The sequence below is a fragment of the Actinoalloteichus sp. AHMU CJ021 genome (assembly GCF_002895405.1).
GTDB lineage: Bacteria > Actinomycetota > Actinomycetes > Mycobacteriales > Pseudonocardiaceae > Actinoalloteichus_B > Actinoalloteichus_B caeruleus.
The window spans coordinates 5,940,286-5,952,805 of the sequence record NZ_CP025990.1; the positions used below are offsets into that span (position 1 = coordinate 5,940,286).

General features: G+C 73.1%; 10 protein-coding genes. 2 read left to right on the plus strand and 8 right to left on the minus strand.

The annotated features are described in order from the left end of the window. Positions 1-191: 191 nt before the first annotated feature. From C1701_RS24955 to C1701_RS24980, 6 genes are all read right to left on the minus strand, one after another. Positions 192-1,382, minus strand: a complete 1,191-nt coding sequence (locus tag C1701_RS24955; RefSeq protein WP_035274065.1) for an MFS transporter — start codon at positions 1,380-1,382, stop codon at positions 192-194. A gap of 201 nt (positions 1,383-1,583) precedes the next feature. Beyond that, positions 1,584-2,927: an MFS transporter gene (locus tag C1701_RS24960; RefSeq protein WP_030104968.1), complete on the minus strand. Its 1,344-nt coding sequence runs from the start codon at positions 2,925-2,927 to the stop codon at positions 1,584-1,586. Between the two features lie 1,273 nt (positions 2,928-4,200). After that, on the minus strand, positions 4,201-5,400 hold the full coding sequence (locus tag C1701_RS24965) for a serine hydrolase domain-containing protein (RefSeq protein ID WP_081715299.1): 1,200 nt from the start codon (positions 5,398-5,400) through the stop codon (positions 4,201-4,203). Further along, complete coding sequence (locus C1701_RS24970) at positions 5,397-6,344, minus strand: DUF6895 family protein (protein ID WP_030104966.1); 948 nt, start codon at positions 6,342-6,344, stop codon at positions 5,397-5,399. The genes C1701_RS24965 and C1701_RS24970 overlap by 4 nt, the downstream gene beginning before the upstream one ends. Continuing rightward, on the minus strand, positions 6,341-7,063 hold the full coding sequence (locus C1701_RS24975) for a hypothetical protein (protein WP_155886057.1): 723 nt from the start codon (positions 7,061-7,063) through the stop codon (positions 6,341-6,343). The genes C1701_RS24970 and C1701_RS24975 overlap by 4 nt, the downstream gene beginning before the upstream one ends. Positions 7,064-7,098: 35 nt before the next feature. After that, a complete protein-coding gene (locus C1701_RS24980; RefSeq protein WP_026417986.1) occupies positions 7,099-7,290 on the minus strand; it encodes a hypothetical protein in 192 nt (63 codons plus the stop codon). Positions 7,291-7,897: 607 nt separating this feature from the next. Between C1701_RS24980 and C1701_RS24985 the strand changes: the two genes are divergently transcribed. Then, positions 7,898-9,781 (plus strand): DUF2207 domain-containing protein, encoded by a 1,884-nt coding sequence (locus tag C1701_RS24985; protein ID WP_026417985.1) that lies wholly within the window; start codon positions 7,898-7,900, stop codon positions 9,779-9,781. A 41-nt stretch (positions 9,782-9,822) separates the two neighbouring features. Here C1701_RS24985 and C1701_RS24990 read toward each other — a convergent pair whose 3' ends face one another. After that, positions 9,823-10,515 (minus strand): histidine phosphatase family protein, encoded by a 693-nt coding sequence (locus C1701_RS24990; protein ID WP_026417984.1) that lies wholly within the window; start codon positions 10,513-10,515, stop codon positions 9,823-9,825. Positions 10,516-10,781: 266 nt separating this feature from the next. On the opposite strand from C1701_RS24990, the gene C1701_RS24995 reads away from it, so the two are divergent. Then, on the plus strand, positions 10,782-11,228 hold the full coding sequence (locus C1701_RS24995; protein WP_026417983.1) for a carboxymuconolactone decarboxylase family protein: 447 nt from the start codon (positions 10,782-10,784) through the stop codon (positions 11,226-11,228). Positions 11,229-11,258: 30 nt separating this feature from the next. Here C1701_RS24995 and C1701_RS25000 read toward each other — a convergent pair whose 3' ends face one another. Next, positions 11,259-12,362 carry a membrane protein gene (locus C1701_RS25000; RefSeq protein WP_026417982.1) on the minus strand — a complete coding sequence of 368 codons (1,104 nt, stop codon included), beginning with the start codon at positions 12,360-12,362 and terminating at the stop codon, positions 11,259-11,261. Between the last annotated feature and the right edge of the window lie 158 nt (positions 12,363-12,520).

The window sequence follows — 12,520 nt, forward strand, 5'->3', positions numbered from 1 at the left end:
GCGGAGGGACGCGGCGGGCGGCGTCGCGGGCCTGGTGGCACCGCCCGCCGGGGAGGCGGTGCCACCGAATCGACTGGCCTGTGCCTCCCTGCCCTGCCCGGTCCCTCCCATGAGGCGCACCTCGGGCCGCCCGGCACCCGGCCTCCCGGCTCCCGCCGGCGGGCTGGGGGTGGAGGTGGTCCGGACGACGCTCACCGCCGATCGCGGTGGACCAGAGCACCGGACAGCAGGAGGACCAAGAGCCCGAAAACGATCGCCGTCCCCACCGCCACCCGCAGGTCGAGCAGGTCCGACAGCACCCCGATGAGGGGCGGGACCGTCAGGAAGCCGAGACGGGAGCACCAGGTGACGATGGCGATCCCGTGTTCGCTGCGGAGACCGGGGATGTTCCCGGCCGCGTGCACCGCCGACGGGAACAGCGTGGCGGTACCGAGCCCGGCGCAGGCGAACGCGGCGATCAACACCGGAACCGAGTCGAAAGGAAGGGCCAGTGCCAAGGGAAGTGTGATGAGCAGGCCTCCGGCCCGGCCGACGGCCACGTGGCCGTACCGGTCGGTGATGCGGTCGCCGAGGAACCTCCCGACGGTCATCGCGGCCTGGAAGGCGACGAACACGGCGCCGGCGAGCGCGGCGGGAGCACCGTAGGAGTCGAGGAGCAACGCGGCCCCCCACGAGGACGGGATGTCCTCGACGGCGCAGGCGGCCAGCAGCAGGCAGCCCAGGACGACCATGCGCAGGACCGGCCACGCGGCGCGGGGCGCCGAGGGGAGGGACGAGGCGCTCTCCTGGTCCCGTTCGCTCGCCTCCGGCCCCGCCAGCAGGTGTGGGCGCGCGGCCAACGCGAGCGACACGATCACGAGTCCCACGAGGGGAAGGTGCGAGGTGAGGGGCACACCGAACCCGATGAGCGCGCTGCACACCACACCGCCGGCCACGGCCCCCACGCTCCACACCCCGTGGAAGCTGTTCAGCACGGACCGCCCGTACCGGCGTTGCACCCGCAGTCCGTGCGCGTTGGAGGCGGCGTCTGCCCAGGCGTCCAACGCGCCCATGGTGAAGAGCACCGCGGCCAGGGCGGCCCAGCCACCGACCACCGACACCAGGGGGAGCACCAGCCCAGCTCCGACCATGCACCAGACGGCGACCCGGCCGCTGCCGAACCGACCGGACAGCACTCCGGCGAGCAGCCCCGCCACGAGCGCCCCGGTGGGCATGGCCGCGATGGCCAGGCCAAGCGCGCTGTTGCTCAGGCCGAGGGCATCCCGGATCTCCGGGTAGCGGGGCACGATGTTGGCCATGGCGAAGGCGTTCGCGAAGAACAGCACCGCCACCGCGACCCGCGCGCGCCGCAGCTCGGCCGGGAGACGTGTCGAGGTGTCCACTACCCGGTTCCTCCGATCATGATCACCGCGGAACAGGGTGGCACTTCCGGCGTCCTGGCGGAAGTACCGTCACGGAGGAGGAACCGGTGTCCGGTGCCGGCCCTCGCCGGGGGTGGACATGACGAGTGCCCCCGCCGTGGGCGGGGGCACTCGTGCTCCGGTCGGTTCGTCCTGGCCCTGGTGGGTGGGCGGACGTGGGGGTCAGGCGGGCGCCGGGACGGGCTCGGTGTCCCGAGCGGGCGCCGTCGGCAGGTCCCAGCGGCGCTGGCGGAGGCGGACGGGCACCTGCTCGCCACGCTCCTCTGCCTCGAAGACCTGGGCCCTGGCCCGGCGCCACCACACCACGGTGCGGACCCCGCCGAGGAGCAGGAGGGCGACCGCGCCGAGCAGCGCCACCCGGTAGGCCTCGTTGCCGGGCAGGTGACCGACGACGTCGAGGAGCAGACCGATGATCAGGGACCCGATGGCGGTCGCGGAGTGGCCGCCGACGTTGGCGACACCGGTGGCGGTTCCCACCTGGGCCATCGGGTTGTAGTCACGGACCAGCGCGAAGGCCACCGAGGAGACCGGGCCGCCCGAGGCGAACACGACGAAGGCCACGGCGGCGAGCAGCACCGGCGGCTGGCCCCCCGGCCAGGCCGAGAGCACCGCCAACAGGCCCACGGAGCTGGCGAGGTAGGTGATGACGATCCCCATGCGGGAGGCGGGGCGACGGCCGATGACCGCACCGACCATGGGGCCGCCCAGCACGCCGGTGAGGACCAGGGTGGCGACCAGGACGCTCGCGGTGCCGGGCTCCACGCCGACGCCGTCGACGAGGTACGAGTAGCCCCAGAGGAGCCCGAGCACACCCGGCAGCATCCCGGTGGAGAAGTGCACCCAGAAGGCCAGCCTGGTGCCGGCCACCTTCCACGCGGCGGGAACCTGCCGGAGCACGTTCTGCGATGCGACGTGGGTGGGCTGTTGCCCGGCCGGGGTGTTGCGCACGCCCAGGGACACGGCCGCGGTGTAGGCGAGGGTCACGGCGCCCACGGCCATGAAGGTGAGGGTCCACCCGGCGCTGCCCAGCGCCATCGACAGCGGCACGGTGGCGATGACCCCGCCGAGCGCGCCGAGCGCGCTGGAGACGGACACGACCATCGCGTAGCTGCGCGCCGCGAAGTGGGAGGCCACAAGACGCAGGAGGCTCACCCAGGTCAGGGCGTCACCCACGCCCACGACGACGCGGGCGCCCAACGCGACCGGGTAGGAGGAGGCCAACGCGAAGAGCACCTGGCCGAGGCCCAGGAGCACGGTGGCGGCGATGAGGACGCGTTTGGCGCCGAACTTGTCGACCAGGACCCCGGTGGGTACCTGCATCGCGGCGTAGACGCCGAGCTGGAGAACGGTGAAGACGGCGAGCGCGGCCGAGCCCACGGCGAACCGCTCGCCCGCGAGCGGGCCGGCGACGGAGAGGGAGCCCCGGTGGAACACGGCGGCCAGGTAGACGATGACGGCGGCGGTCCAGATGACCCATGCCTGCCGCGAGGTGCGGTCCGCAGCCAACTGACAGAACCTCCGGTGTTGGTGAACGGCGAGAGCGGACGGTGGCGAGCACCTGGGCGCCCGTCACGGGGACGCACGGCATCCGACCCGGAGTGTCGTCCTGGTCGGCACGCGCGCTGATCACGTGCTGGTGGAGCGGGGAGGGATGGCCGCCTGTCGGCGGGCCGGGCCGGACGGTGGCTACGGTGCTCACTCACCGGCTCGAGGAGTACGCGGAGATGCGCTCCAGATCGTGCGCACCGGAACACCCCTCAACCACGACGTCGAGCGAACTATTCCGGCTTTCCCGGATTTCCCCGACTGGGTGGGCCACCGCACGCTCTGGCGTGGGACCACGGGTGGCCTACGTTCCCGTAGCGGGTTCCGCCGGCCGTCGGGGTTCACCGTTTCGTGGAGTCCGGTCGGGCCGTGACCGCCGTGGTCAGCTCCCCGAGTGACCGGTCGGTTCGTGGTCTCCGGCTCGCACGATGGGGGAATCGCGCCGCACGTCCCCACTATTACAGCCGTGCGCGCCGATGGAGCCCGTGGTCCGGGGTCGCGGTCGGTGTCCGTGTCCCCCGCTCTCCCCAGTCGGCGACAGCGCAACCCTGTGACCTGCGCTGATGTGGACGGGCGCACTGGTCGGGCCCGCCGGGGCAGTGACGCGTTCCACGCCTAGGCCTGGTCGGGAAGACTACGGATTCGCCACCGAGGGGACCCACGGCGGCCGGTGCTCCGCTGGCGGTGTCGGGGGCGTCGCCCCGATCAGTCCGGCGGAGGGCGTGCCCCGCGCCGGGCGAGGCTCGCGGCGAGACGATCCGTAATGCGTCGGGTGGTGTGGCCGATAGCACAGATGCCGGGGGCGGCATCAACGCCGTGCGCGTGGTGACCGCGCCCCGGCACGTTCTCCCGTCCGCCGCGCAGGGTGCGGCCGCTCCCGCACGCCGGGCCTCGGACGAGGACTTCGGTGGGACGTGCTCCCCTCGACTGGGTGTCCGGCGCGGATCCCCTCCCCCACCCCGGGGGTGTCGTGCCGGGTCGGCGGGAGGCCGGTCCTCCGTGGGTTCGGCCGATCCGGTGATCCGGCAGCGCTCCGGGCGGGTGCCACCCCGCAGCGCTGGGTTCCGATCGCGGGGACGTGGGCGGGGTGAACCCGGGCGCGCCCGGACGGGCGGCGCTTGCCCGGTGGGAGCGGCGTCGCTGCTGGGGGCTGCGGTGCTCCCGGACCCCGTCGGCCTCGGACGATCGTCGCCCCTCCTGGGCCGGGTGTGCCCCTCGTACCGCCGCGACGTGGTCAGGGACGTCCCGCCGCCACCCAGTCGTCGACCAGGCCCCGCAGCAGGTGGTACGCGGCCCGGGTCACCGGCGCCCTGAGCACCGCTCCGGTGTTGGCTACGGCGACCACTCCCAGGCCGGCGGCTGGAGCGAAGGACACGAAGCTGGTGAACCCCCAGGTCACACCGCTGTGCAGCAGCACGGGCACGCCGTCGGGCGTGGTTCGGCGGTGCCAGGCGAGGCAGGTCTGCTGGGGGGCGTCCAGATCGGCGCGGGGGCGTTGCACGTCCCGCAGCGCGCGGGACAGCGCGGGATGCCCAGGGGGGACGGTCTCGTCGGGGCGGAGGTGCGCGCGCACGTAGCGGGCGAGTTCGGTCACGCTACCCGCGAGCACCCCGGCCCCGGCGAGCGCCGTCATGCGCCACGGTGGGGTGCGGCGGCGCCCGTGGTGCCCGGTGGCGCGACGGGCCCCGGCGGGGGGTCCGGCGGCCGGGGTGAACCCCAGCGGCCGACCGACGCACAGATCGACGGCGGTCTCGTAGTCGCCGCCGGTGGCACGTCCCAGGGCGTGTCCGAGCAGCCCGTATCCCAGGTTGGAGTAGCGCACCCTGGTGCCGGGCGGGTCGCGCGGAGTGGTGGCGCGCACCGCTCGGTAGAGCGCTTCGGCGTCGTAGTGGGCGTAGGGGTTGCGCGGGCCGCCGCGCAGCAGCGAGCCGGCGAGGTTCCGGGGAAGCCGGGGCAGCCCCGCGGTGTGCGTGGCCAGCTGGTGCAGCGTCGGTACCGGGTGCCGACCGGTGGGTCGAGCCCGGTCGGGCAGGTACCTGGTCACCGGGTCGTCGTAGTGGACGACGCCCTCGGCCACCAGCCGTGCCAGGGTCAGCGCGGTGACCGTCTTGGTGATCGACCCCCACTCGAAGTGGGTGTCGGCGGTGACGGCCTCGTCCGAGGAACGGTCCGGGGTGCCGACGCCGATGGCCAGGCCGCCGGTGGCCGTCACCAGGCCCACCACGGCACCTGGTGCGCGGGCGTCCCGGGCCGCGTGCCGCAGGGCGCGCCGGAGCGTGTCGGCGTCCAGCCACGGTGCCGCGCGCGTCGCCTGGTTCGGGTCGGGCGGCTGGGTCGGGCCTGGTCTCGCGGGAGGTGGGGAGGCCGGGTCGCTCGGGCCGGCAGGGGACCCGACTGGTCCGGTGGACCGCCCGGTGGGTTGGGAGGAGGTCATCCGCCGACGGTTTCGCGGGAGTCGGTGGCGCCGGTCAGGGTCGAGATCCCCCGGGACACGAGCAGGGTGCCGGCGACGGCGGCGACGACCGTGGGGTGGTAGTAGTTGCGGAACGCGTCCTCGGTGCCCTCCGGTGGTGCCTCACTGCCGAAGGGCATCAGCCCGTCCTCGTTCTGCGCCGTCGCGTAGGCGATCCACGTGTCGGCCGGGAACTCGGGGTGGGGCAGGCAGAGGTCGACCATGAGGAGTTCGCCGACCAGGTCCCACTGCTGGGCCTCGCGGTAGACGTCCAGCCACACCGGGAGCCACCGGCCCAGGTAGTCGACCATCGCCGGGGGGAGCCGTCCGGGTTGGCCGGCCCAGTCGCTGAGGTGGAAGACGGTGTGGGTCATCGCGTAGGCGGTGGCGAAGTCCAGGGCCCAGGGTTCCGACGCGTTGCCCAGCCAGGTGCGGCCGACCAGCTCGGCTTCGTCGGCGTGTGCTTCCAGTCCGATGAGCCTGGCCGAGTTGGTCAGTGCCAGCTGGCGGTTGGGGAGCAGTTCCCGTGCGTGCGCGGCCCGCAGCCGCCCCAGGTGGGCGAGCAGTTCCTCGAGTTCCGGGTGGCGGTAACCGGCCCGGGTGAACATCGCGTAGATCTCCATCGGGTAGGTCTCGACCGGCATCGCCAGTTGCAGTTCGTGCAGGAACGACCCGTTCCCGAGTGCGTTCCAGGCGTAGTCCATCAGCACCGGTGAGATCTGGGCCTGCCGGCTTCCGATGGCCCCTTCCCGAACTGCGATGGAGCCGGCCAACGCGAATTCGGCGAGCGGTTTCACGTGGCGGTTGGTGTTGACCTCGAGGACGGGGACGTCGGGAGGGAAGGCGAACAGGTGGGCGGCACCGTCCAACCACTCCAGGGCGCTCGTACCGACGTGGTGGCCGATGGAGAGCAGTGCGTCCCTCATGAGCGTCCGACCTCCAGCAGGTGTTGGGCGACGGCGACCTCGAGTTGGGTGCGTGGGTCGCGGGACCCGAGCAGGTCCACGTGTTCCAGCAGTCCGGTGAGCCCGAGTTCGGGTGGCACGTCGGGTTGGAGCGCGAGCCACCGGCCGAGCCGGGCAGCGGTGTAGGGGTCTCCCCGCAGCAGTGCCCGCGCGGCTCCCCTGGCCAGGTCCTCGGTACGCCGACTGGCGGCCAGGTGCACCGGCGTCACCCAGCCGGGCAGGGCCATCGTGGAGACCTGGGCCATGAAGACCGACCACGGCTGCCACGGGGTGCCCTCGTTGGGGGCGAGTTGGTCGGCCGACCTCGGGTAGGCGGAGCCCTTCCCCGCTCCGGTGAGGTCGGTGAGGACCTCCTCCAGGAACCAGTGGCGGAGCCGGCGGACCACCGACGTGGTGACCCGGGTGCTGTCGGAGGGGAAGACGGTGGTCACCTCGTCGAAGACGGCCAGGTCATCGGCGAGGACCGGACGGCCGCGGACCAGGTACGGGGCGAGCGCGTCGACCCCCAGGACCCGCAGTGCCGCCAGTTCCGCCCTGCGGTCGGGGAGCAGGCCGACGTGGTCGCTGACCCGGTACGTGTCGTCCGCGCCCCGGAAGGCGCGGACGACACTGGCGGCGAGGGCGTCCACCGCCGTCGTGTAGCTGAGCCTGGGCGGTGGATCCGCGTCAAGGCGCGACACCTCGAGCTCCCTTCCCTCGCCGGACCGGTTGGCTGCTAGCGGCGGGGCCGCTTCGGCTCGGGCGGTTCTCCCGTGGAGAGCACGACCGCCAACAACAGGTCGGAGGGTTCCCGGTAGAGGGGCGGAGTGCCCTCCCGCTTCTCCTGGACCTCCTCGAGGTCCGCGACGAGCTCCAGCTCGGTCGGCGGGGCGATTTCCAGGTTCCGTGTCGCTCGCTCGGTTCTCATCGTCGCTCCTCAACCTCTCGAAGAAATGATGTTCGCGGAATTCCGCTGTTCCACACATCGTCGTTGTCCGCTGGGAGTAGCGCGAACGATTTCCACGGTAGTGAGCGAAGAAGATCCAAGAAAGAACGGCGGGAAATACTCGTCAATAGGGTGAAAAGGCGGGATGTGATCGTCCAGGCACGGACGTGATCTGTGGTGATCGCCCCGGGAAAGGGGGTGCCGAGGAACCCGTCGCCGGCCGCCTCGCCTGACCTCCCCCTTCGCCGTGCGGGGCGCGTCGGACCCCGGCCGGGGGACGGTCGGTGCGGACGGGCGCCTCCCCCGCGCGTCGGTGACGCCGCGTCGTCGAATCCGACACCCACACCGGGGGGTCGTGCCGGTCACGCCGGCCGGAATTCGCTCTCCGCGACCGCCCCGAGGGCACCACGGGCCCTCGCACCAGGCTCGGCGCGGCGTCCGGGGCGGGCGGCAACGGTCCGCCCAGCCGCGTGCCACCGCGCCCGAGATCGCACACGGTACGTCACGGTCGACCAGCGGTGCGTCGACCGTCTACCCGAGTTTTCCCGCCTGGGGTATCCGGAGGGTGACCGCCGGCCATACTGGGGCCATGCTGCGCAGGTTCTCCTCTCTTCTCGCGGTCCTCGGCTTCCTGCTGTTGGTCGTTCCGCAGGCGGCCGTGGCGTCGTCGACGACGGATGGCGACCTTCGGGAACGGATCGTGGACCTGGCCATCGACGCGGAGGTCACCGAGGACGGCGCCGTGCGGGTCGTGGAGACGATCGAGTACAGCTTCGGCATGTACAGCCGGCGCGGGATCTTCCGCCACATCCCCGTGTCCTATCCGATCGAACGCGCCGACGGGAGCGTCGACGACGTCAAGGAGCGCTACATCGAGGTCGTGGACGTCAGCGCGACGATGGACGGCGCTCCCGTGGAGACGGCCATCAACCCGGAGGGCGCCGACAACGACGGGTCCGCCGACGTCATCCGGCTCGGCGACCCGAATTCCCAGGTCACCGGGACCCACACCTACGAGATCTCCTACGAGATGCGGGGCCTGCTGAACGCTCCCGAGGGGGAACCGGAGCTGTTCTGGAACGCCTTCGGTGACCAGTGGGAGGTGCCGGTGGAGTCGGTGTCGGTCGCGGTCACCGCCCCTGGGCCGATCAGCAGGGTGCGCTGCGCTGCCGGCGACCCCGCCCAGCCCGACGTGGACTGCCCGGTCGCCACCTCCGACGGGGACACCGCGCGCTTCCAGGCGGGTCCGCTCGGACCACGCAACGCGGTCACGGTCGTGGTGGCGCTCCCGGACACGGTGACGGTGCCGCCGGCGATGGAGCGGACCCGGCAGACGCCCGCCGCCCTGGTGATGTCCAACCTGACCCGGCCCGGTGAGGGCGCCGGGATCGGTGCGGGCTGGGTGTTCGGCGGAGCGGCGGTCATGCTCGGTGGCGCCGGCGCGCTGTTGGCCAGGACCCTGCGGCGCGGTCGGGACTCCTACTTCGTGGGGCAGACCCCCGGCTTGGCGCCGGCCGAGGGACAGCAGGCCCAGGAAGCCGTCCGGGGCCTCGGACAGCGCGACGAGGTCGCGGTCCGCTTCACCCCACCAGACGACATCCCGCCCGCGCTGTGCGGGGCGATCCTGAAGGAGAACGCCGACACCGCCGAGGTGACGGCCACGGTCACCGACCTGGCGGTGCGCGGGTACCTGCGGGTGGAGGAGAAGGGCTCGGACCACGTCCTGGTACGGCTGCGGAGAGCCGATGCCGATCTCACCGACTTCGAGGGCCTGATCCTCAACGGTCTGTTCTCCGGGGCGCGCGACGGCCAGCGCACGATGAAGTCCCTCTCCGGCAAGTTCCACCAGACGCAGAGTTCGGCCAGGCAGCGGATCCTGGACCAGACGACCCGGCGCGGTTGGTACAAGCACCGCCCCGACCGGGTCCGGGACGGCTACCGGATGGGTGGGCTCGCGGTCGCTGGGGGTGCCGCGCTGGTGACCTGGTTCCTGTTGGTGCCCGTCGACCTGGGTCTGGTGGGCCTCCCGATCATCCTGGCGGGGCTGGCGATGACGGCGCTCGCCGGTCGGATGCCGGCGCGCACGGCCCTCGGCTCGACGGCGCTGGCGCAGACGCGGGACTTCCGGCGGTACCTGGAGGTGGCCGAGGCGGACCAGATCAGCGAGGAGGAGCGGCAGACCATCTTCAACCGCTACCTGCCCTACGCCCAGGTGTTCGGGTTGGCCGAGGTGTGGACGAAGAAGTTCGCGGCCGTGGGTGCCGCGGAGCCGGACGGCTGGTACCGGGGGCGTCCCGGGCGAGCCGGCTTCTTCCCGGCGTACCAGAACTTCCACCGGTCGATGCGGACCACCCTGCCCACGGTTCCCCGGTCGAAGGGCAACACCGGTGGGTTCGGCGGCGGCCGCAGCGGGTTCCGGGGTGGGAGCATCGGCGGTCGAGGTGGCGGTGGGGGCGGCGGCGGCTCCTGGTGAGGCGACGGCGGGGCCGTGGGTGCGCCGGCCCCGCCCGTCGGTCAGCCCCCGGTCGCTCCTCCCACCACGGCGTCCGAGCTGGTCCCCGGCTCGGCCTGGGGCTTCGGCGCCAGCCCGCCCAACGCGTCGCCCTGGTCGTTGACACGCAGGACGAACGGTCTGAGTTCGGTGTAACGGACGACGCTGACCGAACACGGCTCGACGACGATCCGTTGGAAGGAGTCCAGGTGGATGCCGAGGGCGTCGGCCAGGACCGACTTGATGACGTCGCCGTGCGTGCAGGCCAGCCACACGGCGTCCGGGCCGTGTTCGGCGGTGATCTGCCGGTCGAGCTGGCGCACGGTGGCGACGGCCCTGGCGTGGACGTCGGCGAGGCCCTCCCCGCCGGGGAACACCGCCGCGGAAGGGTGGTGTTGGACGACCCGCCACAACGGCTCCGTGCTCAACGCGCCCAGTTCGGCGAGGGTCCAGTCCCCGTAGTCGACCTCCAGCAGCCCGTCGTGCACGGCGGGCTCGAGGCCGCGGGCCTGTTCCAGGGGGCGCAGCGTCTCGAGGCAGCGTTGCAGCGGTGAGGTGTGCACGGCGGCGAGGGGAACGTCGCTGAGCCGACCGGGGAGCGCCGCGGCCTGGGCCGCGCCGTCCGGGTCCAACCCGATTCCCGGGGCTCTCCCGGCGAGCAGGCCCTGGCTGTTGGCGACGGATCGGGCATGGCGGAGCAGGATGAGGGTGGCCACGTCCGTCGAGCCTAACCGGGACCACGGGCGCCGGCCGCCCAGCGAGAACCCCCTGCTCCGCACGCCGCTGCTCCCTCGGCCGTTCGGCGGTCCTCCTCCCCACCAGGAGGTCGTGTCCCGCATCACATCGGTCGGGGTGTCGGTCGCTGTCACGGCACGCCTCGCTGTCCCGTCCAGGAGGTGACGGTGACGCTTCCCGCTGCCCACGGGGCGCGGGGAGCGGCGGCACGACTCCGTTCGACGAACGGAGAGCGAGGAGGAGTGAGATGACACCCCGGATGACGATCGACCCCACGTCCCCCGCCTACCGGGCGATGCTGGGGCTGGAGCGCTACCTGGAGTCCAGTCCCCTGCCCCGGACCACCCGTGAGCTGGTCAAGCTGCGCGCCAGCCAGCTCAACGGCTGCGGGTTCTGCGTGGACATGCACAGCCACGACGCGAAGGCCGGCGGGGAGACCGACGAGCGGCTCTTCTCGGTGGTCACCTGGCGGGAGGCCCCGTTCTTCACCCCCGAGGAGCGGGCCGCGCTCGCCCTGACCGAGCAGGCCACCCGCCTGGACTCGGACGGGGTGTCCGACGAGGTGTGGGCGGACGCGGCTCGGTACTACGACGAGGAGCAGCTGACCGCGTTGGTCACCGCGATCGCCACGATTAACGCGTGGAACCGGTTCGGTGTGACGTTGCGGCTCGTACCCGGCTCACACCGGAAGTGAGGCGCGCCCCGGTGGCCGGAGCACCTCCGGTCACCGGGGGTTCCCGGTGGCGCCGATCCCCGCCGGCGTTGTCCCCGTCCTCCGGGGGCGCCGGGACAGCAGGGCCGCCGCGATCAGGGCGACCGCGACACCCAACACCGCGTACCCGGACAGCACCCCCACCGGTCCGGCGATCGGGGCGTCGCCGAAGTAGGCGGTGTCGCGGACCAGGGTGGTGCCCGCACCCGGCGGGAGCCAGGGACCGACGGCCCGCCAGAAGGGCGGGAGCAGCGAGGCGTCGTAGGCCCCGCCCGCGCTCGGGTTGCCCAACACGACGAACGCCAGGATCGCCACCCCCACGCCCACGACGCCGAACAGCACCTGGAGGGCCATCGTCGTCGCGCCGGACGCGAACGCGACGAGCGCGCCGACCCACCACAGCACCAGGACGTTCCCCGAGGGGAGGGCATCGAGCACGGGGCCGACGATGAGCGCTCCCCCGAGACCGGAGAGCACCGCGTACCCGGCGAGGACGGCGAGCCGGACTCCGACCCTGGCGGGCCGTGCCCGGTGCTCACCACCGGCGAGCCCCATGATGGCCGAGGCGAGGTACCCGCCGAGCATCCAACCGATGACCAGGTAGAACGGGGTGAGGCCCCGGGCGTCGCCACTGGCGGCGGGCACCACGTCCCGGGTCTGGAGCTGCCGGCCCCGCTCCTGCTGGACGGGGGTGAGCACCCCGCGCACGGCCTCCCCGACGGAGGCTCCGGCCGCGGAGGCCACCAGCACGGTGTCGGTGTCGGAGTCCGGGTTCGCGACGATGGCAGCGTCGACCTCGCGTCGCTCGAGCCGTGCAACGGCGGCCGCCTCATCGTCGACGACGTGGGCGCGCAGCGGCTGACCAGGCAGGTCGTCGAGCTGTTCGGCGAGCTGGTCTGCCTGGCCGGGGGGCGCGACCACGGCCACCGGGACCCGCTGCGGGGTCGGGGCGTGGAAGGCTCCGGCGTAGGAGAGCACGAACGCCAGGTGCAGCGCGAGAACCGCCAACACCAGCAGCACGGCCCTCGGGGTGAGGGCGTCCCGGAGTTCGGCCGCCGCGCCGCCCGGGGGCGTCGCCGGACGGGCTCCCGGGGGGTGCGGTTCCGATGTCCCCATGTCCCTCCCTCCCACGGCCCTCACCCGGGCCCCGGGGCAGCGGGGCAGCGGGTGGCACCCGGACGCTAACCGCTGGTCGGTGCCCTCGCATGACCATCCGTGGGCACCGGACCCGGCCAGCGGGTCACGGCCGGCCCCGGGTGCCGCTCCGTCCCGGC

Coding starts and splice junctions, on each gene's coding strand:
- C1701_RS24965 (WP_081715299.1), bottom strand. CDS start 5,400: ATGACCTCCTCCCAACCCACCGGGCGGTCCACCGGACCAGTCGGGTCC.
- C1701_RS24995 (WP_026417983.1), top strand. CDS start 10,782: ATGACACCCCGGATGACGATCGACCCCACGTCCCCCGCCTACCGGGCG.
- C1701_RS24985 (WP_026417985.1), top strand. CDS start 7,898: ATGCTGCGCAGGTTCTCCTCTCTTCTCGCGGTCCTCGGCTTCCTGCTG.
- C1701_RS24980 (WP_026417986.1), bottom strand. CDS start 7,290: ATGAGAACCGAGCGAGCGACACGGAACCTGGAAATCGCCCCGCCGACC.
- C1701_RS24970 (WP_030104966.1), bottom strand. CDS start 6,344: ATGAGGGACGCACTGCTCTCCATCGGCCACCACGTCGGTACGAGCGCC.
- C1701_RS25000 (WP_026417982.1), bottom strand. CDS start 12,362: ATGGGGACATCGGAACCGCACCCCCCGGGAGCCCGTCCGGCGACGCCC.